The organism is Breznakia pachnodae (assembly GCF_030814225.1).
Classification (GTDB): Bacteria; Bacillota_I; Bacilli_A; order Erysipelotrichales; family Erysipelotrichaceae; genus Breznakia; species Breznakia pachnodae.
The window spans coordinates 131893-153925 of sequence record NZ_JAUSUR010000009.1 but is presented as its reverse complement, the minus strand read 5'-3'; the positions used below and the strand labels follow the sequence as shown (position 1 = coordinate 153925).

The 22033-nt window shown below is 33.5% G+C and carries 20 protein-coding genes and 1 other annotated feature; of the genes, 7 read left to right on the top strand and 13 right to left on the bottom strand.

Annotation, left to right across the window (positions count from 1 at the left end):
- Nucleotides 1-363, bottom strand: a complete 363-nt coding sequence (locus tag J2S15_RS19305; RefSeq protein ID WP_307411773.1) for an arsenate reductase family protein — start codon at nucleotides 361-363, stop codon at nucleotides 1-3.
- A gap of 441 nt (nucleotides 364-804) precedes the next feature.
- On the opposite strand from J2S15_RS19305, the gene metK reads away from it, so the two are divergent.
- The 3 genes from metK to J2S15_RS19290 all read left to right on the top strand — a co-directional run bounded on the left by metK (nucleotide 805) and on the right by J2S15_RS19290 (nucleotide 5188).
- Nucleotides 805-1899: a methionine adenosyltransferase gene (gene metK, locus J2S15_RS19300; RefSeq protein WP_307411770.1), complete on the top strand. Its 1095-nt coding sequence runs from the start codon at nucleotides 805-807 to the stop codon at nucleotides 1897-1899.
- 250 nt (nucleotides 1900-2149) lie between these two features.
- Nucleotides 2150-2352: a binding site (T-box leader), on the top strand.
- A gap of 32 nt (nucleotides 2353-2384) precedes the next feature.
- A complete protein-coding gene (gene metG / locus J2S15_RS19295) occupies nucleotides 2385-4298 on the top strand; it encodes a methionine--tRNA ligase (protein ID WP_307411768.1) in 1914 nt (637 codons plus the stop codon).
- The gene (locus J2S15_RS19290; RefSeq protein ID WP_307411766.1) at nucleotides 4298-5188 is read left to right on the top strand and encodes a GNAT family N-acetyltransferase; all 891 of its coding nucleotides are present in this window, start codon (nucleotides 4298-4300) and stop codon (nucleotides 5186-5188) included. The genes metG and J2S15_RS19290 overlap by 1 nt, the downstream gene beginning before the upstream one ends.
- A 37-nt stretch (nucleotides 5189-5225) precedes the next feature.
- Here J2S15_RS19290 and J2S15_RS19285 read toward each other — a convergent pair whose 3' ends face one another.
- The 6 genes from J2S15_RS19285 to J2S15_RS19260 all read right to left on the bottom strand — a co-directional run bounded on the left by J2S15_RS19285 (nucleotide 5226) and on the right by J2S15_RS19260 (nucleotide 10077).
- On the bottom strand, nucleotides 5226-5873 hold the full coding sequence (locus J2S15_RS19285) for a hypothetical protein (protein ID WP_307411763.1): 648 nt from the start codon (nucleotides 5871-5873) through the stop codon (nucleotides 5226-5228).
- The gene (locus J2S15_RS19280) at nucleotides 5870-6343 is read right to left on the bottom strand and encodes a flavodoxin family protein (RefSeq protein WP_307411760.1); all 474 of its coding nucleotides are present in this window, start codon (nucleotides 6341-6343) and stop codon (nucleotides 5870-5872) included. Before J2S15_RS19280 ends, J2S15_RS19285 begins: the two co-directional genes overlap by 4 nt.
- A gap of 127 nt (nucleotides 6344-6470) precedes the next feature.
- A complete protein-coding gene (locus tag J2S15_RS19275) occupies nucleotides 6471-7325 on the bottom strand; it encodes a MerR family transcriptional regulator (RefSeq protein WP_307411758.1) in 855 nt (284 codons plus the stop codon).
- A gap of 2 nt (nucleotides 7326-7327) precedes the next feature.
- Nucleotides 7328-8254 (bottom strand): TMEM175 family protein, encoded by a 927-nt coding sequence (locus tag J2S15_RS19270; protein ID WP_307411755.1) that lies wholly within the window; start codon nucleotides 8252-8254, stop codon nucleotides 7328-7330.
- A gap of 57 nt (nucleotides 8255-8311) precedes the next feature.
- Complete coding sequence (locus J2S15_RS19265; RefSeq protein WP_307411752.1) at nucleotides 8312-9673, bottom strand: DUF6179 domain-containing protein; 1362 nt, start codon at nucleotides 9671-9673, stop codon at nucleotides 8312-8314.
- Nucleotides 9673-10077, bottom strand: coding sequence for a DUF6323 family protein (locus J2S15_RS19260; RefSeq protein ID WP_307411748.1), 405 nt, complete (start codon nucleotides 10075-10077; stop codon nucleotides 9673-9675). The genes J2S15_RS19265 and J2S15_RS19260 overlap by 1 nt, the downstream gene beginning before the upstream one ends.
- A 234-nt stretch (nucleotides 10078-10311) precedes the next feature.
- Here J2S15_RS19260 and fucO point away from each other — a divergent pair, with 234 nt between their 5' ends.
- Nucleotides 10312-11469, top strand: a complete 1158-nt coding sequence (fucO, locus tag J2S15_RS19255) for a lactaldehyde reductase (RefSeq protein ID WP_307411745.1) — start codon at nucleotides 10312-10314, stop codon at nucleotides 11467-11469.
- Nucleotides 11470-11502: 33 nt separating this feature from the next.
- Here fucO and J2S15_RS19250 read toward each other — a convergent pair whose 3' ends face one another.
- The 6 genes from J2S15_RS19250 to J2S15_RS19225 all read right to left on the bottom strand — a co-directional run bounded on the left by J2S15_RS19250 (nucleotide 11503) and on the right by J2S15_RS19225 (nucleotide 17544).
- A complete protein-coding gene (locus tag J2S15_RS19250; RefSeq protein ID WP_307411743.1) occupies nucleotides 11503-12324 on the bottom strand; it encodes a PTS system mannose/fructose/sorbose family transporter subunit IID in 822 nt (273 codons plus the stop codon).
- Nucleotides 12308-13090, bottom strand: a complete 783-nt coding sequence (locus J2S15_RS19245) for a PTS mannose/fructose/sorbose/N-acetylgalactosamine transporter subunit IIC (protein ID WP_307411740.1) — start codon at nucleotides 13088-13090, stop codon at nucleotides 12308-12310. Before J2S15_RS19245 ends, J2S15_RS19250 begins: the two co-directional genes overlap by 17 nt.
- A 13-nt stretch (nucleotides 13091-13103) precedes the next feature.
- On the bottom strand, nucleotides 13104-13574 hold the full coding sequence (locus tag J2S15_RS19240) for a PTS sugar transporter subunit IIB (RefSeq protein WP_307411736.1): 471 nt from the start codon (nucleotides 13572-13574) through the stop codon (nucleotides 13104-13106).
- Between the two features lie 13 nt (nucleotides 13575-13587).
- Nucleotides 13588-14319 (bottom strand): BtpA/SgcQ family protein, encoded by a 732-nt coding sequence (locus tag J2S15_RS19235; RefSeq protein ID WP_307411733.1) that lies wholly within the window; start codon nucleotides 14317-14319, stop codon nucleotides 13588-13590.
- Nucleotides 14320-14336: 17 nt separating this feature from the next.
- Nucleotides 14337-14747, bottom strand: coding sequence for a PTS sugar transporter subunit IIA (locus tag J2S15_RS19230; RefSeq protein WP_307411878.1), 411 nt, complete (start codon nucleotides 14745-14747; stop codon nucleotides 14337-14339).
- A gap of 103 nt (nucleotides 14748-14850) precedes the next feature.
- Complete coding sequence (locus tag J2S15_RS19225) at nucleotides 14851-17544, bottom strand: sigma 54-interacting transcriptional regulator (RefSeq protein WP_307411731.1); 2694 nt, start codon at nucleotides 17542-17544, stop codon at nucleotides 14851-14853.
- A gap of 179 nt (nucleotides 17545-17723) precedes the next feature.
- On the opposite strand from J2S15_RS19225, the gene rpoN reads away from it, so the two are divergent.
- The 3 genes from rpoN (at nucleotide 17724) to J2S15_RS19210 (ending at nucleotide 21996) form a co-directional block, all read left to right on the top strand.
- Nucleotides 17724-18950: an RNA polymerase factor sigma-54 gene (gene rpoN / locus J2S15_RS19220; protein ID WP_307411729.1), complete on the top strand. Its 1227-nt coding sequence runs from the start codon at nucleotides 17724-17726 to the stop codon at nucleotides 18948-18950.
- A 40-nt stretch (nucleotides 18951-18990) separates the two neighbouring features.
- Entirely contained in the window at nucleotides 18991-19455 is a 465-nt protein-coding gene (locus J2S15_RS19215) for a GyrI-like domain-containing protein (protein ID WP_307411727.1), read from the top strand.
- Nucleotides 19456-19590: 135 nt separating this feature from the next.
- Nucleotides 19591-21996 (top strand): glycoside hydrolase family 3 N-terminal domain-containing protein, encoded by a 2406-nt coding sequence (locus J2S15_RS19210; RefSeq protein ID WP_307411724.1) that lies wholly within the window; start codon nucleotides 19591-19593, stop codon nucleotides 21994-21996.
- Nucleotides 21997-22033: the final 37 nt, after the last annotated feature.

Below are 22033 nucleotides of genomic sequence, written 5' to 3'. Positions count from 1 at the left end.
TTATACCATATTCTTTATCATGTCAAAATATGTTGCTTCTTTGAAGCCACAAGTAACTTGATCACCTACAACAAGAATTGGTCGTTTTACCAGCATTCCATTGGTTGCCAGCAGTTTGATTTGTTCTTCTTCACTCATTGAGTGAATTCTATCTTTTACTCGCAGTTGGCGATATAGTGAGCCTGATGTATTAAAAAACCTTTTTAAACTCAGGTTACTCATTTTGTATAATTTTCTTATCTCATCTTCACTTAACTTATCTTCAACTATATCCCTAGTTTTAAATTTCACATTGTTCATTCTCAAGAACTTCTTTGCCTTCTGGCAAGTACTACATCTTGGGTACTCTATTAAAAGAACCATATATTACTCTCCTCATAGTTTTCCACCTAATATATTATACTATGTAAACGCTTTCTTTTGAAACAATATTTTTAATAATGCTAATTTATTTTATATCCTGAACTTCAATAAGTCAAACTTAGTGAATTCCAATAGCATTCAAAACCATAAAAATAAGGCTTTATTCAAAAAGTAAAAAGTATTAATTAAATAAAGAAAATGAAGTTTGAATTAATTCGTGAATAAACAAGATGGATTGCTTGCAGTTTGAGGTAGAATATGGTTAAATAGGTTAGTACATAAATTATCCAGAGATGGGGTAGAGAGTTAGCTCGTAACCCACGCCAACCTACATGTATATGAAAGGTGGTACTGCTAACAGCGATAAGAGAATTCATTATACGTTAATGCCTTCTCTTTAGAAGGCATTTTTATATTTTATGCCAGAAAGGACTTGAGAATATGAAAGATTACATTTTTACTTCAGAAAGTATTACAGAAGGACATCCGGATAAGATCTGTGACAAGATAGCAGATGCAATTCTAGATGCTGCATTAACACAAGATACCAACGCTAAGATGGCGGTGGAAGCAACAATTAAGGATGACTTCATTCTTGTGTATGGAGAAGCAAATACAACTGCTGATATTGATTATGCAAAGATTGCGAAAGATACAGTAAAAGCAATTGGTTATGAAGAAGAGTATACTGTGCTTGTGAAAGTAAACAAGCAATCATGTGAGATTAATCAGGCGGTGGTTCACCAGGATGGTGAAATCGGTGCAGGGGACCAGGGATTGATGTTTGGTTATGCATGTAATGATAGTGATGAATATATGCCAGCACCAATTTACTATGCACATAAACTTGCCAGAAAACTTACAGAAGTTAGAAGAAACAATTCAATGCTGAAACCAGATGGAAAGACACAGGTAAGTGTGGAGTACAAAGATGGTAAGGTAGCTCGTATTGATACAATTGTAGTATCAACACAACATGATAAAGATGCAACACAAGAAGAGATTAAAGAATTGATTATGAAGGAAGTAATCAAACCTTGTGTGGAAGAAAACCTAGTAGATGAAAACACCAAGTATCTGATTAATCCAAGTGGAAGCTTTGTTGTTGGAGGAAGTTTTGGTGATTCAGGAACAACAGGTAGAAAAATAGTGGTTGATACATATGGTGGAATGGGTCGTATTGGAGGAGGATGTTTCTCTAGTAAGGATCCAACGAAAGTAGATCGTAGTGCTGCTTACTATGCTCGCTATGTAGCGAAATCAGTAGTCGCAAATAAACTTGCGGATCGTTGTGAAGTACAGGTTGCTTATGCCATTGGTAAGAGTGCTCCAGTATCGTTAATGGTTGATACATTTGGAACTGGTTTAATGAGTGATGAAGAATTACTTAAGGTAATTGAAAAGAACTTTAACTTTGAAGTAAGTAATATCTTGAATGAACTAGATTTACGTAAACCAATCTATTCGAAAACTGCATGCTATGGACACTTTGGTGATCCACAGTTCAGCTGGGAAAAAGTTAAAAAAATTAGTTAATTATGGAAGGATTCTCATCAGAATCCTTCTTTTTTACCGAAAATGCCAAAAAAAGTAAAAAAAATGCCAATTTATTCAAAAATTACTTGAAATATATATAATAATTATATATCATAAGTATAGGGAGGTAGGATTCCTAACTAGTCCTTGATTTTACTTGGGGGAAAGACATCGAAAGATGTCTTTTCTCTTTTTACGATAAATAGAATAAGGGTTGCATAATCAGTGATTTCAACTTATAATGGAGTGGTAAAATGCGATGAAGAAAAGAGTACTGATTTTAAGATGGATAGAGAGTAAGTGGCTGGTGGAAACTTATCATTAAGAAATCAAGAAGATGGTTTTGGAGCATCTGTGGTGAGCATTGGTAAACTATAGACGTGGGCGGCGTTAACGCTTGAGGTGTATATTGATACACGAAGTAAGGTGGTAACACGGTAACTCGTCCTTTGGATGAGTTTTTTATTTTAGAGGAGGACAACATTATGGAAAAACAAAAGTATTATATTACAACAGCAATTGCATATACCTCGGGGAAACCTCATATTGGTAATGTGTATGAAATTATCTTGGCAGACAGTATTGCCAGATATAAACGACTTGATGGATACGATGTATTCTTTCAGACTGGTACGGATGAACATGGCCAGAAGATTGAAGACAAAGCGAATGAATTAGGAATCACTCCACAGGCATATGTGGATGATGTAGCCAAAGTAGTAAAGAGCATGTTTGATCTTGCGAATACTTCTTATGATAAGTTCATTCGTACTACAGATCCTAATCATAAAGCAATGGTTCAAAAAATCTTTAAACGTCTATATGACCAAGGAGATATTTATAAAGGTGAGTATGAAGGATGGTATTGTAAGTCTTGTGAATCCTTCTTTACGGAATCACAGTTAGTGGATGGAAAATGCCCGGATTGTGGTGGTGAAGTTTATATTGCGAAGGAAGAAACATATTTCTTCCGTATGAGTAAATACCAAGATCGTTTAATGAAACACATTGAAGATCACCCTGAATTTATACAACCAGAATCAAGAAAAAATGAAATGATCAATAACTTCCTAAAACCTGGACTACAGGATTTAGCAGTATCAAGAACATCATTCAAATGGGGAATCCCAGTTGACTTTGATGACAAGCATGTTGTGTATGTTTGGGTTGATGCGCTAAGTAACTATATTACTGGACTAGGATATGATGTAGATGGAAATCATGGTGAGTTATACAAAAAGTACTGGCCTGCAGATTTGCATCTGATTGGAAAAGATATTTTACGTTTCCATACAATTTACTGGCCAATTATGTTGATGGCTTTGGATGTACCATTACCAAAACAAGTATTTGGTCATCCTTGGATTTTAGTTGGTGAAGGTAAGATGAGTAAGTCAAAAGGAAATGTAATCTACTTGGATGAACTAGTAAACTACTTTGGTGTAGATGCAGTTCGTTACTATGTACTACATGAAATGCCATTTGCTCAAGATGGAGTAATTACTTGGGACTTAATGATTGAAAGAATCAACTCAGATTTAGCCAATGTATTAGGTAACTTGGTAAACCGTACCATTTCAATGTCAAATAAATATTTTGATGGTGTAGTAAAAAATCCAGGTGTAAAAGAAGATGTTGATAATGAATTAATTCAGTTAGCATTAGAAACACCTAAGAATGTAAATAAACACATGGAAACATTGCATGTAAGTGATGCAATCACAGATATCTTTACGTTATTAAGAAGAAGCAATAAGTATATTGATGAAACATGTCCATGGATTTTAGCCAAAGATGATGCAAAACAAGATCGCTTACAAACCGTGTTATACAACTTACTGGAAAGTATCAGAATTTCAGCAGTTCTACTAGAACCATTTATTCCAGATACTAGTAAAAAGATTTTAGATCAAATCCAAACGAAACAAACAACATTCGATACAATCGAATCATTTGGAAATTTAGAAGAAGGAATTAAAGTGGTAGAAAAACCAGAAATTCTATTCAACCGTATTGATGAAAAAGAATTCGCGAAACAATATGAAGAAGATCACAAAGTAGAAACAAAACCGAAAAAAGAAGAAATTACGTTTGATGATTTCATGAAAACAGAAATGAAAGTAGGTCTGGTTGAAAAGTGTGAAAAGCATCCTAAAGCAGATAAACTGTTAGTTTCTCAAATCAATATTGGTGATGAAGTAAGACAAGTAGTGAGTGGAATCGCTGATGCTATTACACCAGAAGAAATGGTTGGTAAAAAAGTAATTGTAGTCACAAACTTAAAACCAGCAAAAATTCGTGGTGTAGAATCACAAGGAATGATCCTTGTTGGTGAAGATGACAAGAACCTTGAAGTAGTAAATGTAACTGCTCTAGAACCAGGTTCTATTGTCAGATAATGAATAATAAACGATTACAGCCTAGTATTATACTAGGCTTAGTTGCTATTGCCTTAATTATTAAAGGATTTACCAGTGGTGAAATGGCTATGGTAGCGATTGGTATTTTATTAATTATATTGAGTGTATCTAGAACGATGCTTATCAAGAAGTTCTCATCTGAGGAATATGATGATGTTGATGCACCAGATATGATTACTCGTTATCTGTTGGAAGATCCAGTACTCTATGTAGAGATGCTGGAAGTATATAAATCTGGGAATGGTGAAGTTCTATATGCAGAGAATGATGGTATCCTATTATACGATAATTTAAGCTTTAATTATCTTGCAAGTGCAAAAACTCTTGCGGGAGCCAGAGATATTGTAAGACTTTTACCACAGAACTATGGGGTATTTGTAGCTCATGATGAAATCTTTCAAGAGCTAATTGGTATCGACTTTGTATTTAAGAATTCGTTACTTTCTTATAATCATGTATATCAAAGCAAGCAACATGTGCCACTAGAAAATACCGAAGTTGAGATTCGTTTGCTGGATGATAGTTATCTAGAAGTGATTAAACAACAATATACAATTGAGCGTTTATCAACAGACACCTATATTCTTGGTAGAATAAAGGATGGTATGCTTGGCGCTTTTGTGGATGATAAATTAGCAGGATTTATTGGTATCCATGATAGTGGTCCAATTGGACTGTTAGAAGTGTTTGATGAGTATCGTGGTCAGAAGATTGCCCAGACTCTTCAGGCAGCAATTATGAATCGTTTAATTGATCAAGGAAAAACCATTTTCCTGCAAGTAAATGATACCAATGAAGTAAGTCTTCATATTCAAAAGAAATTACATATGACATGTGCGAAAAATCCATGCGGATGGTATTTCTCATAAATGAAAAAGAATAGCTCAAATTTATAGAGCTATTCTTTTATTTTAAGAGATATGGTCGATCTAATCGTTCTTTATATGCCTTGTTTTTTCTTAGGAAATAATGCCATCCTAGTTTATTTATCCATTTTACAGGCTTTCTACAAAGTAGTTTTACTTGTTTCTCACTTAATACATAAGGATTTCCTAACGTTTCTATCATTTCTTTTGAAAATGTTTGAGTCTGATTATATTCAACTCCTAATTGTGTCAATTGATTCAATAATTTTTTAAACATAAATCTAGGCATAAGGGCAAGACCAGCAGCTCCAGGTTTGACGATTGTTCCCATATATTCATAGTTCATTCTACGTACAAATACTTCCAGATAATTAACTAAGTATTTAGCTGTTTCACTTTCTTCAAATCCAGCCTGTACAATAAATCCAATTCTTCTTCCTTGTTTCTTATTAATTTTCATTTCTTCAAATAATTCTTTTACGATTCCTGGCATTGCATGAATATATAAAGGCATAACAATAATAATCGTTTCATATTCTTCAATTTCATCAGCCAATAACTTTGTGTTCAAAGATGCAAGCGTTCTTATCTCATATGGAAACTGTAAAGGTGCAGAAATCTGTTCGATAAAAGTATACGAATTACTTTTCTTTCCTTTTGGTGATCCGTTTATAAATAATGTACTCATAGTTGTTCCTCCTTAAATTCTGATAATGGTAATACAGAAATATCTTTACTGTGGAATTGGTAAAATGTACGGTGTAAGTATTCTTCTAAAACCGTTTTCTCATTATCCAATATATCTGTATCTTTATAGTATATTTTTATTGATGGATACTTTTCATATCTAGGATGATGCATTGATTCTCCAGTGTGGAAATTAGAGTATGGTAAAAATAGTGGAATCATACGATCAAATAATTTCTTTACCTTACTACTTACAAATCCAGTTTTTGTATCTAAGAAATAAACAACAGTATCTGCATTAATATAATTTGTATAATATTGCTCCAAATCTTTAAATGCACATCTTCCTGGGGTTCTCCACCAACAGCTCCAGCACCCTGTGCATCCATGAAATGTGACTTCATTAATATTCATAATATCTTCATAATTTTTTAAGTTAACTTCATATTCACTTACGATAAATGTTTTCATAACGTTCCTCCATACTTAGACTATAAGTTAGGGGCTGACCCCCAGGTCAATAGGTATTTAAAAAAAACTATTTTTTTTATAATTAAGGTCTTTTTATAGAGAAAAAAAGAGAATTGAAATTCTCTTTTTACTTACGTTTGATTGGTGAACAAGCTTCAATCAATATTCTTTCCTTTCCATCTTTAAATAGTACTAACTTTAGAAACAAGTAGACTTCTCCAAGCATTTCTAAGTTATTTTTCTCGCAAAACTCTAGTCCTTTTTTTAATGTATCTGCACCTATGGTGTGTTCATCATCATTATAGCGTCCACTTTCTACGATAACTGACATATACTCGCCTTCAGGCAAGTATTCGCATCCTGCTTCTTTCTTATCTGCTGGCTCAAGAATATACATGTTGGAATCAATATAACCATTTTGATCAAATGTCATTCGTTTAACCATATGAGAAAACATATCATCTTTTTCAAGATCCATATGGGCAATAACATGTTCTTCATATTCATCTAATGCGGATGAAGCAGTATAAGAACTTACAATTTTATAAAGTGGAATTTTCTTTATTATAAAGGTATTTAGATTTTGCTTATACTCGCTAATAAATTGTTTTGTGTTTTCAATCCGATTTATCTTCTTTTGAAGTTCAGCTAATTCTATATCAAGTTCTTTCTTACTGTTACTAAGTAAATCTTCGATAGATGAAAGTTCTGTACCTTCTGTAATTTGCTTAATCTGCTGCAAGGTTAATCCACGTTTCTTATAAAACTCAATTCCAAAAAGTTGAAAAATTTCATAGAACGTAAATTCTCGATAATTATTATCATTATTCTTATCTGGATGTAAAATTCCAATTTCTTCATAGTAACGAAGGGTATCTCTGGTTGTACCTAAGGTGCGAGTCATATCACCAGTTTTATACTTATTCTCTAAATTGTCGATATCATATTTATCGATATCATTTCCAAAAACGCGTTTGCTCATAATTATTCCCCTAATGTTTGATGTCTTAGATCCTTTTGGATTCTTCTGTTTTCAAATGCTTGCTTTTGTTTTTTTAGACGATCTTTTTGTCTTTGAAGTTGTCTTAGTTCATGTTCCAGTTTATTTTTTTCTGCTTTTGTTGCTGTATTCAGTTGTTCTTCACGATTACTTATTTCCTGATCTACTCGTTTATTCCATTCATACATAATCTGCTCTCTTCGATCTGGAATACCCTTACTGGCATCTTTCATTGAATCACGAAGTAGTTGTGAGTAACGTTGCATTGTTCCACCCCATACGCGATTACGGTCTTGGTAGTAATCAACCTGCTGTTCTTGCCCCAATTCATCTACCAAAGTATCTTCTTCACGATCTATAATATTTTGAAGGAAGGTCATAATAGGTAGAATCAAATAAATAATCAATCCTGCATGAATAAAGAAGTGGGCAAAGATTAATAATAGTACACGAAGTATAATCGTAAATAATCCTTGTCGGTTTAATTCATGTATCCGTTGTGTCTTTAGCTGCTCATCTACATTACTCTGTTTATTTAATGAGATAATCAGTCGTTGCATAATAACGGTTACAATCAAAGTGAGAATTCCATAAATCAAGATAGTCTGTTGGATGGTATCTTCTATCAGCATTCGGGTTGCTGAAGGAACTAATGATAAGAAAAATAATAATACTAGGTAAAATACCAGATTCTTATTTTTTACTGTATCTACTCGATTAAATGCATATGCAGTCTGAAACCAAAGGTTAGCCACAAAACAGAAACTAATAAAGTATATTCCCACTGCACGAAAAAGCGCAGAAATATCAACGACTCCATTTAATCCATATTTTATTGGTAACTCTAATACCATAATAGTTAGTATGATAGCAATGATTGCATCCCCAAAAACAACAACTCGATCCTTCATATCCAATACTCCTTATCCTCTTTAGAATTTTATTATATCATATTAGATTTATGAGGATTAGTGATTCAAATCAAGATGATTCAGAACTTGAATAATCTCTTCTTTTCGATTTGTTGAGAGTGAATCAATGAAGTTGATAAAGAGTTGTTGCCAACTTGTGGAGATTGCTAATAATTGTAGAGAATGATGAGTGAATTGTACTTCACGATGAAATGCAAATTCTTCTGGATAAAGGGTTTTAAATAATGCTGCAATACTTACATTATCAAAAGAAGTAAATAACTTGGTTACTTCTTCTTCAAATAAAAGGTCTAGATCTAAAACTTCAATCAAATCATTGATATGAAGTGGTTGTTTAAGAATCAGTTCTATTTTTTTATTAGACTTTGCATCCTGTATGGCTTCGATTAGTTGCTGGAAGTGTAGAGAATCCAATTTCTGAGGGTTTTTGATTTTAATTGCAAATGGTTTACTTTGATAATGTAACACAATAGAGTGAAGTGTATGGTTCAATAGAGCAGGCTGCAGTTTTGTTAGAAATGGTACGCGATACTTTTGTAGATACAAGAGTGTTTCTGGATTTTTTGTGAATTTTGTGAGTTGCTGAAAACATTGAATAACCAATTTCTCTGAGTTGTTATCCAACCTTTGATATAGTAATTCAATTTCTTCTTCATGAAAGAGATGTAGTTCTTCCTTGTTTAAGAGTAAAGAAAATAGTAATTGGTCTAGTATGATTTCTAAGAGATTAGTTCCAAGATAAGTAATGGATACACCGTGAAGTTCTTCGTATAAATGAATGATTTCTTTTAATGTATCAGAAGCGAATTGATTGCAGAAGTTTTGTTCAAGTTCAAAACGATGGATATATTCTAAAACCATAGCTATTCCTTTTTTGTTATACATATTATGGTCCATGGATAAACCATCAATCAGTGGATAATCTAAGTCCTCCTTACAAAATGCACTGTGATATTCTACATCATAGTTAATGTAGAAATCTAGTAATTGATGATCAATGACATTCTGATAACGTTCATTATTGAAAGGGAGTCGTGTTTGTTTTAGTTGCTGATATTTCTGATATACGAGTTGATGGTCTTTTTCAATGTATTCTTTTCCTTGCTCATATAATTGAAAGACATCTACCTTTGCTTCTAGTGAAAGGTTGGGTGTATACAGTACAGCATAATCTAAAGTGTAATAAACAGACTCCATAATTCGTTTGTATCGTCTTCTGGAAATAGTGGTACTTCTCTGAAAGTTATACATCTTTACTAGATTAGATGAAAGTAGGAATACATGATCCTGAATAATTTTTACCTGTTCACTGGTAAGTGAGTTATGTTCAATTAAAAAAAGCAGATAGTCTTCAAAGGATGTAAATTGATATTGTTTGGCAGTGATGGTATGGTTCATTATTGTTTCTCCAGTTCTTTTAAAATCATTTGTATAAGTTCTAAATCAATTACTCCATGTCTGGCAATGTAGCAATCATAAATCATTGATACAAATTCATCATCATAGATAACTTTAGTAGTACGACTCTTACAGTCATAAAAAAGATTGATGAAATCTTCAATGAGGGTGATGTACTGATCGACATGGATATAGCGAGATTGCTTTACGATGTTAGCGATTGTAAAAATAATATTTGAGTTCATATCAACAAGATTATTTCTTTTGTATGCCTGTTGTTGTACTTCTTGCAGATGCTGAAAATCTTCAGGTGATATAAAATATCCATCTGCAGCAATTTCACTATTCACTTCTACCAGTTGATGTGAGTTGCTTTTGTTATCCTTTATTACATAGTATTTCATGATGTTCCTCCTGTCTGTATATACTTAATACACCCTACAGCGAAGACATACAAGACTTGAAAAAATGGCCAAAATATGGTAATATAAGACTATAGATGAGGTGAAAAACTTCATTTTTTTTATTCATTTTATCGTTTAGTGGTAATTTATAAGTTTATGCATTATTTCAATAATCTTTTCTTGTTTTCCCTTTTTATATATAGTAAAGTGAAATTAAACGAGGAGGAAAGTCAAATGGCTAATCGATTTATTTTAAATGAAACCAGCTATCATGGAGCTGGTGCAATCAAAGAAATTGTAACGGAAGTAAAGAATAGAGGATTTAAGAAAGCATTGGTTGTTACAGATGCAGACTTAGTGAAATTCAATGTAGTGAAGAAGGTTACAGATTTATTAGATGGAGCCGATTTAGCATATGAAGTATATGATAAGGTAGAAGCGAATCCAACCGTAAAGATGGTACAGGATGGAGTAGCAATGTTTAAGGAAACAGGGGCAGACTACTTAATTGCAATTGGTGGAGGTTCACCACAGGATACTGCAAAAGGAATTGGAATTATCATCAACAATCCTGAATATGCAGATGTTGTGAGTCTGGAAGGAACAGCGCCTACAAAAAATAAAAGTGTACCAATGATTGCAGTGGCAACAACTGCTGGTACTGCAGCTGAGGTTACAATTAATTATGTAATTACTGATACTGAAAAGAAACGTAAGTTTGTATGTGTGGATCCTCATGATATTCCAGTAGTGGCAATTGTAGATCCAGACATGATGAGCAGCATGCCAAAGGGATTAACGGCTGCAACAGGTATGGATGCACTAACACATGCAATAGAAGGATATACAACATTAGGAGCATGGGAATTGGCGGATACGTTAAACTTGAAAGCAATTGAACTGATTTCAAGAAGTTTGCGAAGTGCAGTTGAAAACGATGCCAAGGGTAGAGAAGACATGGCACTTGGACAATATGTTACAGGTATGGCATTCTCAAATGTTGGTCTTGGGGTAGTACATGGGATGGCACATCCACTTGGAGCTTTCTATGGAACTGCACATGGGATTGCAAATGCAGTGTTACTTCCATATGTAATGGAATATAATAAAGACTATACTGGTGAGAAGTTTAGAGAAATAGCAAGAGCGATGGGTGTGGAAGGTGTTGATAATATGACACAGGAAGAATACCGTGCTGCTGCAATTGCTGCTGTTGAACAACTTTCTAAAGATGTTGGTATTCCTCACACTTTAAAAGAAATTGATGTGAAGGAAGAAGATTTAGAAGCACTAGCAGAGGCAGCTATGGCTGATGTTTGTACAGGTGGTAATCCAAGAGCTTGTAATTATGAAGAAGTTCTTGAAGTATACAAAAAAGCTTATAATGGGTAAAAGAAAAGAAGGTTCAAGTGAACCTTCTTTTGCTTATACAATTCCAAAGAATGCTAATATAATACTGATAATAATGATGACGATAAGAATCGTCGTTGTTTTTATTTTCTTACCCAAGAAGTAATATAGAATACCAAAGATTGCGAGTGGTAATAGACACGGCATTACTTCATCTAAGTATCCCTGTAATGGTTCTGCGAAATCGCCACTACCAACATTGATAGCAAATTCGAAGTATACCATCGATGCACTCATACAACCGATAACCATTAATCCAACTACAGAAGCAATATAGGTTATTTTATCCATAATACCAGAACCCTGGATTTGTTTGAAGAAATCAACTCCTAGTTCATATCCTTTGTTCAGACAGTAATAACGTAAGAACCAAGCTGGAATATTGAAAATTAAAATAAACAGAAGTGGACCAATTACGCTTCCATCTCTTGAGAAAGAAATCGCGATACCAGCAGCAATAATTCTTAATGTTCCCCAGATTAGTGAATCACCAATCCCTGCCAGAGGTCCCATAAGCGATGCTCTAACGGCATCAATAGATGTTTCATCAAAGTCTTCATTGTTTGCGTTTTCCTCTTCCATGGCAGCTAGGATACCATATAACAGGGTAGAGATGTGTGGCGTAATTGCCATAAACTCAAGATGACGTTTTAATGCACGTTTTCTACCTTCTAAATCATCTTCATATAAGGTACCAATCGCATCACACATCGTATAGGCAGCAGCAAGGTTTTGTTGTCGTTCATAATTCCAAGAAGCATCCTGATGACATGATCTTCTGAAGATTGTCATTAAATTCTTTTTTGTTAAACTCTTTGTATTAGAATTCGTTTTCATCTTCAATCACCTCCATTTGTGCATTTCCACTATTATTTTTATTTAAGGTCATAATAACTGCTACAATAACACAAGCCATAAGTGCTACACCAAGTACTGGTACATTCAGATATGCAGATAATAAGAATCCACCAAAGAAGAATGCAGCTACATCTTTTGTCATAATCATTCTAGCTAACATAGCAAATCCAATTGCTGGAATAATACCAGTTGCTACTTCTAATCCATGTGTAATAAATGCTGGTATTGCTGCAACAATATCAGCGATGAATGGAGAACCAAGGTAGTAAGAAATTCCAACGATGAATGATAGTGGAATTAAGAACTCAAGGAATGCTGCAATATGCATTCTTTCTACACCTTTTACATTTCCCTGATCAGCACTTATATCTGCTCTGCGACAGTTAATTTGTGGAATTACTAACATCATAATTAGGTTACTAACCATTGCTACTAGTGTAGCTACTGGTACTGCAAGAGCTACTGCAGTTCCTGGTTCACTACCACTAGAGATTACAAATGATGCACCAATAATTGTTCCTGATACCATATCAGGAGGGTTACTTGCTCCGACTGGGAAAGCACCTAACCATACAAGTTCTAATGTTGCTCCAACCATTACCCCAGTTGTGAAGTCACCCAGGACAAGTCCAACTAATGGAGAAATAACGATTGGACGATCTAACATGGAACTACCCATTACTACATTGGAGTAACCAAAGATAGCAATTAGAGTAATTAACATTGATTGTAATAATAAACTCATTTTTTAATCCTCCTTATAATAAATCCAATGGATTTTGTTTTGAATCATTTGGCACTAAACGAATTTCCAGTTCAACACCAGCTTTATCTAAGTTTTTCAATATCTCAACATCACTGTCATCGACAGAGATAGCTTTTGAAATTTGACGTTTATGTTCTTCTTTTTTCAAACCACCTAAGTTTACTGATTTGATTTGTGGATATCCATTAATTAATCGCTCAGTATCCTTTAAGTTACCAGTAATAATAAATAATTTATATTTATCAGTTGCACCATTGTTTAATGCAACTAAAGAATCTTCGATACTTTTCATTACAAGTTTTACCCCATTTGGTTTTGACATACGAATTGCAGTCATTCTAAGTTCATCTTCAACTACTTCATCATTGGCAATTAAGATACAATCTGCTCCTAATTGTTTGGTCCATGAAAAAGCAACCTGTCCATGAAGTAATCGATGGTCTACTCGAAGTAGTTTAATCATACTGTTATCCTCCTTACTGGACTTTATTTCTTGCATTAAGCATCGCTGTTACATGCTCTGCATCTATTTCACCAGTATCTTTATATGTATCTTTGAAGTAACTACCAACAATTGCTGCATCTGTAATTGCGAACTGCTCTTTACAATTGTCTGGTGTTAATCCAGCTCCAACAATCAGTGGGAAGTCTTTTAATGTATCCTTGAATGATTGGATTTTACTCATACTTGTTTCCTGACCAGTAGCATCTTCAGTTACAACAATTGCATCGCAACGCTCTTTACCAATTAATAAATCTTCTTCCAGCGAACGCTTTGATAAGTATGGCTGATATTTAAATCGTACCCCACCAAGAACGTATCCATCAAATCTCTCTCTAAATAATTTCATGAATGCATCAAATGTAATATCATCACGTTCTTCTAAATGACCAGCTACAGAATCTAATTGAATAAATGTAGCACCGTATTTTATAGCAAGTTCAAATGCCATCGTGTCATTGTTTAGACAATTGATTCCAAATGTAATACCTGGCATTGTTTCCTTTATATATTCCAAGACATCTACCATATTTGTATAGGTTCCAAAGTAGTTTTCAACAATCATTGCATCAACTCCTGCTTTGGTATAAATATCAATTTCTTTTTTTGCACGCTCTAAGATATCTTCAGGAGTATCTCCTTTTAAATGCAGCATCGCAAAGATTGGTTTTTTATTCTCAAATACTTCTAAAAAAGGTTTCTTCATTTCTTTCTCTCCTTCGATTAGAACTCTTCAGGTTCTAACTCATCACAAATTGATTCAATATAGACAATTGCCTCTTTTCCACTATCTAGAATATTTTGGATTCGATCATTGTCTATTTCACATTCTTTGTTGGATAGTACTATTTCCAACACCAAACTCATATTCATACCAGAAAACAGTTTAATATTTTCTAACTTTGCACTTTGAAGTAGTGCAGTATGAATACTTCCACCCACTATATCGGTAATTACGATATACTCTGTATCTGGATGATCACCAGCCTCTTCAATTAACTGTTTTGCATAGTCTTGTGCACTCTCCCCAGGGTATAGACTGAATGTTTCGATCTGTTGGGTATGTTCCCCGATGATCATCTGAACAGAATTCAACATTCCTTTTGATAACTCTCCATGAGAGGCTAAAATCACTTTTCTCAAGTTCTCACCACCTTTATAATCAAAGAATTCTTCTCACTTTACTATCCGCATTAATCGTGCCAAAAAGAAAAGTAAGACTAAAATTATCTTACTTTTACAAATTATTACTGATGTAATCATAAATATAACCAATTTCATCATCAGGTATTTCAACACTGTAGTATTTTTCTACTGAAGCAAATGTCTGTCTGATACTTGTGATGAAGTCCTGATGGTTAGCTTGTAGATCTTCAATATCCAGATAATTATCTAGAGGTTGATGAGTAACCAGACGTTCAATCATACAACAAATATGAACATATAAACCTACACAGGTATTGTTTTCAATTCGTATACCATAGTTTTGTTGGAAGTCATCAAGTGCTGTTGCGACATGTTCCAAGAGTTTGTTTGGGTTTAGAATGGTTAGATGATTCATAATATTTGTTAATGAGAAATTACGAAGCAATCGCTGTTTGAAATCGGTAATTTCCTGTGGTGACAGATATTGTTTAAACACATCTTCCAATATTTCAATATCCTGATTCATAATCAATTCTTCAATTGGAATAAATAATAAATTATCAATCCCAGGATTTAATGTTCCAATAACACACTTCACATTGTAGCGTTCAAACAGATTATCTCGATGTTCTTTTTCCAGTAACTGGTTATAGTCATATGTCAGAATACTTAAATTAATACCTGTTGGTAAACTGGATGATAGTAATTGACGAATCTTCTCTGCTGTACCCATTCCACTTGCACAAGCACATACCAAGATATCTTCTTTTTGTTTCTTTTCGATAATATGATATTGAAAAGAATTCTGCTCACATGCATTTTTTAATAGTGTATCGAGTGGTGTATCTAGTTTTAACTCATTACCAATTTCCAATGCAAGTTTTGTTGTAATGTTATTGATAATACCTATATCAGCATTAATCTCAGTTTCAATTCCTTTATAGATTTCTTCCAGTGAACCCATGTCTACTAATAAAACTAATTCCTGATAATGGTTAATCTTAGATAAATACTCATTCAGCTCTTCAATGATTTCCTGAGTAGTAACTTCAATTGGCATATCGATTGAATCAAATACATATTGTCCAAGTAGTTTATTAGTTGCACTGGCAATTGAACTAGCTGTTGAATAACCATGAGCAAGAATAATCCCTATTCTTGAATTGATAGGTTCTCCCTTGTTCATCATTTTTAGATTTAGTGATAAAAGGGAAGCGAACATATTATCAATTGCAGTATCTAAACGATTATTGATTTGTTCACTAATCACTGTAGCAACCATACTCTCTCGATTGGTTAGTGAAGAAGAGAGCTTGTAAAATGCATCTACTGCATCTTTGTGATTCATTACCCAATTACGAATGCGTACCGGACTGCTCATTACACTGCGAATATATTGCATCAACAATAAATAATCATTATTACTGATTTTATAGTTGTAACGTTTCATAACATCTTTGATAATGATTGAAATTTCATTCATCAGATAATCACTTTTGTTATCCTGAATCGTTTTCTTATCATAAAGAATCTGATCATAATAGTTTTTAATAGTTTGAAAGATTACTTCTTCACTATCCATTTGCTTTGGAATAGCAAGTAACTGATTATACAGTTGAATCACTCGATTATTGTCTTTTACTTCATTACTCAATTCAGCAATTGATAATAATCGATCATCACTTTCATTCTGTAGCGTTTTTATATTAAGTTCTTTTCTAAACAATGTTTTTGGTAAATGACGCATATGAATTTCAAGGGTATCATCTGCTTTTTCTCTTAATGCATTTGCACAACATACTTTAATATTATTTTTTAAATCACCAATATTTCCTTCAAAATCATACTCTATCAATAAGTTATAGACAAAGTTACTGATTTTAATATTACGTTTGATTAGTTGTTCCTCTTGGGCAAAGATTGAATGAATTAATTGAATACGCTCATAAATACCACGATCTTTTAAAGAAGGAATCATAACAGTAATTGGCACACGACGTAAGAAGGTTTTTAATAACACTTCTTCAGGTTTTTCGGTTGTCGCAAAGATAAGACGAACATGAGATGTTTCCCATTTCTCGTTTTCTCCAACTTTATGATAAATTCCTTTATCCATGAATAAGAATAGTTTTTCCTGACATTCCGCTTTTAGACAATGAACTTCATCTAAGAATAAGATTCCACCATTAGCTGCCTGAATCAAACCGACATTATCTTTATCTGCACCAGTAAACGAGCCTTTCTTATGACCAAACAGATTCGCTGTTAACAGTTCTGGATTATTTGCATATTCACTACAGTTCACCGTCACAAATGGTTTATCTTCACCAATGATATTGTGATTTACTGCATATTCATACATCAGTTGAGCAATAAAACTCTTACCAGTTCCTGTAGGTCCATTCAATAAAACCGGAAGGGAATTGTTGGGGTAGGAAATGGCTGCAATACATTGTTCTACACAATCGGATAAACTATCCTGATATCCAATTAGCTTTTGGAAGTCTTTTAATTCTTCTTTTTGTGTATGATTTTTTAACTCAGCTTCTGATAGAAATATTTTCTTTGCAATCTCTACCTGATGAGATTGTTCAAAAATACTTTTATGAAAGTACTGAGGTTCTTTATTTTGAATACAAAAAAGAACACCATCTTCAACTAGCTGATTAGATTCACGAGAAATAAAGTTCTTACTTTTCTCAAGTGACTCACTGAGCATTGCAATGGTTGTTCCCTTTCCTTTTTGTGTGTTTTCAATTACAATTTCTATTATTTTATCTTTCATGTTATCACCAAAAAGTTGTATCTCTTACTTAATTTCATTATATCGGGTGAAGTCGCTTTGTCAACACGAAGAAAAGCAGAAATGTTTTTATTATCACATTTCGTATTTTGGCACAAAAAATGCGTATAATTATATTGAAGAGACTTGTATTACTTCATCAGAAAAGAAAGGAGCGTTTTATGAAATATCGATTTACAAAAGATCTTACAACAACTCAGACGCAGACCTTTCATGCGAAATTGTATGATTCTTTAGAATTCTTAAAACTCTCAAACGATGAAGTGATTCATAGCATATTAAAAGCAATTCAGGAGAATCCATTATTAGAAGTAGATTTTGATCAGTATGGGATGTTGCCTTTAGATGAGACTTATGAAAATGTCTCACAGAAGCCAAATTTAAAGACTCATTTATATTATCAGTTACATACATCGGATGAATTTTATAGTGATAAAATATCTTCTTATATAATTGAAGCACTTGATGAGCGTGGCTTTTTTAGTGAAGATACAGAGGAAACATGTAAATTGCTTGGTGTGAACAAAGAAGAGTTCTTAAAGCATTTGAGTTTTATACAAACCTTTGATCCTTTAGGTGTTGCAGCATTTAACAGTATTGATTCATTGATTATTCAAAGCAAAGGAAAAGGACATTTACTAGCTGCTCAGATATTGGCGGAGTGTAATGAAGAATTACTTTTGAAAAAGTACTCTCTGATAGCGAAGAAATTGGATAAAAAGTTAGAGCAGATAACAAAAGAATTATCATTCATTCAAACATTGAATCCTTATCCTTGTACAGCATTTTATACTGCAAGAGACGAGACTAAAGTACCAGAACTTAAAATTGAAGTAGAGAATCAGCAGATTATGATTTCACCGATTCGTTACTATAATGTATACTACAATGATGTATATACTGATTTATTGAAAACAGATAAAGTGATTAAAAAATATTTCAATGAAGCAAAAACCATTATCGCGAATTTAGACAAACGTAATGCAACCCTATTGTTGATTGCAAATGAGTTAGTTACGACGCAACAGGGTTACTTTAGGTATGGTGATGAGTTAGTTGCCTGTACTCAAAAAGAAGTGGCAGATAGATTAGGAGTCAATCAGTCTACTGTATCACGTGCAACAATGAATAAGTATTATGAATTTAATAATGAAGTATTTGCATTATCTGACTTGTTTGTGGCTGCTACTGAAAGTGGAACCAGCAGTGATGGCGTTAAGAAAGCACTTCAGGAAATCATTCAACAGGAAGATAAGACAAAGCCATTTCGAGATGATGAATTAGTGGAAGAGTTGAAAAAATACAATCTGCAAGTTTCCAGAAGAACCGTAAGCAAATATCGAAGTAGTATGGGAATTCCAATTACAGGAAAACGTAAAAAGAAATAAATCATGGTATAATAACCACGGGTAAAACTGGAGGCTAAGAATGAACTATCGTATTCAAGAACTTGATTCATTTACTGTTGTTGGGCAGGAAGTAGAATTGAGTAATAAACAAAGTAAAAACCTTCAACTAAGTATGAACTTCTGGCCACGATTTAATGCAAATCTAAAAAAAGCTCAATTATCACAACTTGGGAATTGGGTAAAGTATGCATTTATGGAAAGAAGAGATAATAAAGTGTTTTATTATTGTGCAATCCCAAAACGAGATTGTATTCCAGAAGGATTTATATTGAAAGAAATACAACCTTCAAAATATCTGGTGGTAGAGCATGTAGGAAATATGAAGACTATTTATTCTACATACGAACAGGTTTATAAAGAAGTATTGCCAGCCAATAATTATCTTCCTAAACAAACCGATTTTCTTCATTTTGAGCGATATGACCATCGCTTTCACTGGAATAAACCAACTTCAATTATTGAGATTTGGATACCCGTTCAATAAAAACAAATGATAATCAAGTAGCTGAGTTTTTATAGCTGCTTTTTCTCTGTTTTCTTTTCGAGAATACTTGACTGTCTAGCAACTGTACAGTTTATAATGAACGTATATGGGCATTTTAGCAGAAAGGATAATTGTATGGATAAAAAAGCATACTTAAATGACTTATTAAGTCAGATGACAATTGATGAGAAAATAGCACAATTGTCATGTACACTTCCACTTACATTAATAGAAGATGAAGTGATTAATGAAGAGAGACTAAAAGAGAATCATCCGCATGGTGTTGGGAGAATGACCCAATTCGGTACTGGGTTTTTAAGAGGACCAAAAGCCATTGCGAAAGCATATAATGCAATTCAGAAGTATCATGTTGAAAATACAAGACTAGGAATACCAGCATTAATTCAGATTGAATCAATTGCTGGGGTTGTCGCAAAAGATGCAACCGTATTTCCTGTTCCAGTTGCAGTAGCTTCAACATGGGAACCATCATTATCAAGAAAAATTGGTGATATCAGTAGTGCGGAAGCAAAAGCATTAGGAGTGAGACAATGTTTAGCACCAGTAGCTGATGTTACTAGAGATGCAAGATGGGGAAGAGTTGGTGAAACATTTGGTGAAGATCCAACCCTTGTTACTCGTCTGTCAGTTGAGCAGGTAAAAGGATTACAGAAGGATGATATTCGCAATAATGTTGTTTCTTGTGCCAAACATTTCCTGGGATATGGAGCATCGGAAAAAGGAATTAATACATCATCTATTCATTATGGTGAAAAAGAAATAATGGAAACATATGCAAGACCATTCAACGCAATGATTAAGGAAGCCAACTTACAAAGTGTAATGGTTACTTATTCAGAAATTGATGGAGTACCAATTTCCACAAACAAATATTATTTACGTAATATTCTTCGTGGGGCAATGAAGTTTAGTGGAACTGCACTATGTGATGCAATGTCAATTCCACGTACCCACCAACAGCAAGGTATGTACAAAGATAATCATGTAGCTGCAATCAAAGCGATCGAAGCTGGACTTGATGCAGATACACCTATGACAACGGTTTATACTACACTGAAGGATAGTATTGAAAATGGTGAAGTAGAAGAAAAATATTTGGATGAAGCAGTATTAAGAGTGTTAACACATAAATATGATTTGGGCTTATTTGAAAATCCTTATGTGGATGAAAGAAGAATTGATGAAGTATTCTATAAGGAAAGTTCACAGGCAGTTTCAAAAGAAATTGCAGAGAAAGAAGTAACCTTATTAAAGAATGATGGAATTCTTCCATTAAATAAAGATAATAAGCAAAAACTAGTATTAGTAGGACCATTTGCTGATCGTTTAAATACATTATTTGGTGGATATGCATACCCCTCATTTGCAGAGATGCTACTAAATGTAACTTATAGTGCAAAAAAAGAAACATCTAAAATGGAAGGATTAGGAGCATTCTTTTCTCAATTATTAAATATTGATGATGTTGCGAAAGAAATGAAACTGGATCTTAATTTAAGTTATGAAGATAATGTTCAAAACTATATCAAAGATGTATATGGAATCGATACGTTATATGAAGCAATGCAGAAAGTATTTACGAATACAGATATTTCTTGTTTCAAAGGAACAGATGAAGAAATTGAAACAATTTTAGAAGCAAGCAAAGAGAGTGATGTTATTATTGCAACTTTAGGAGAAGTTACTGGATTTGGTAAAGATGCAACAAGTGGTGAAGGGATTGATAATCCAGATATTACCTTACCAGGTAATCAAAAATTTGTATTACAGAAGTTATGCGAAAGTGGAAAACCAGTAGTATTGGTATTGTTTAATGGTAGACCATTAGAACTACAATATGCTGCAGATCATTGTGCTGCAATCCTTGAAGTGTGGTATCCAGGTCCTCATGGTGCACAGGCAATCACAAAAGTATTATCTGGAGAAATTAACCCTGGTGGAAAACTACCATTGTCATTCCCTAAGCATGTAAATCAAAGTCCGCTATACTATGGACATAGAGCGAGCAGTGGATATCGAGAAGTAAATCATACGATAAAAGATAAAGAAAAAATTGAAGCAAGTAACTTGGCTCCGCTTTATCACTTTGGTCATGGTTTGTCTTATACAACTTATTCCTACAGTGATTTAAAAACACCAGAATCAATTCAGACAAAAGATACATTTGATGTTTCTTTTAAAGTGAAAAACACTGGTGAAGTTGCAGGAGAAGAAGTTGTTCAAGTATACGCACAAATGTTAGGTGCTACTTCAATTCGCCCAGTTATGGAGCTTAAAGGATTCAAACGTATTCATTTCAACAAAGGTGAAGAAAAAGAAGTAACATTTACGTTTGATACAACTCAGTTTATGTATTTTAATGAAGACCGTGATTATGCACTGGAAGCAGGTACATTAAAAGTATTTGTGGGATCAAGTTCTATTGATTTGCGTTTAGAAACACAAATTGAAATTGCTGGCAAAACATACACAGATGAAATGTTTGTAGGATGTTGTGACTTTACTTGTACAGTGAAATAAATTAGTAATATCAAAAAGATATAAATATCTTTTTGTC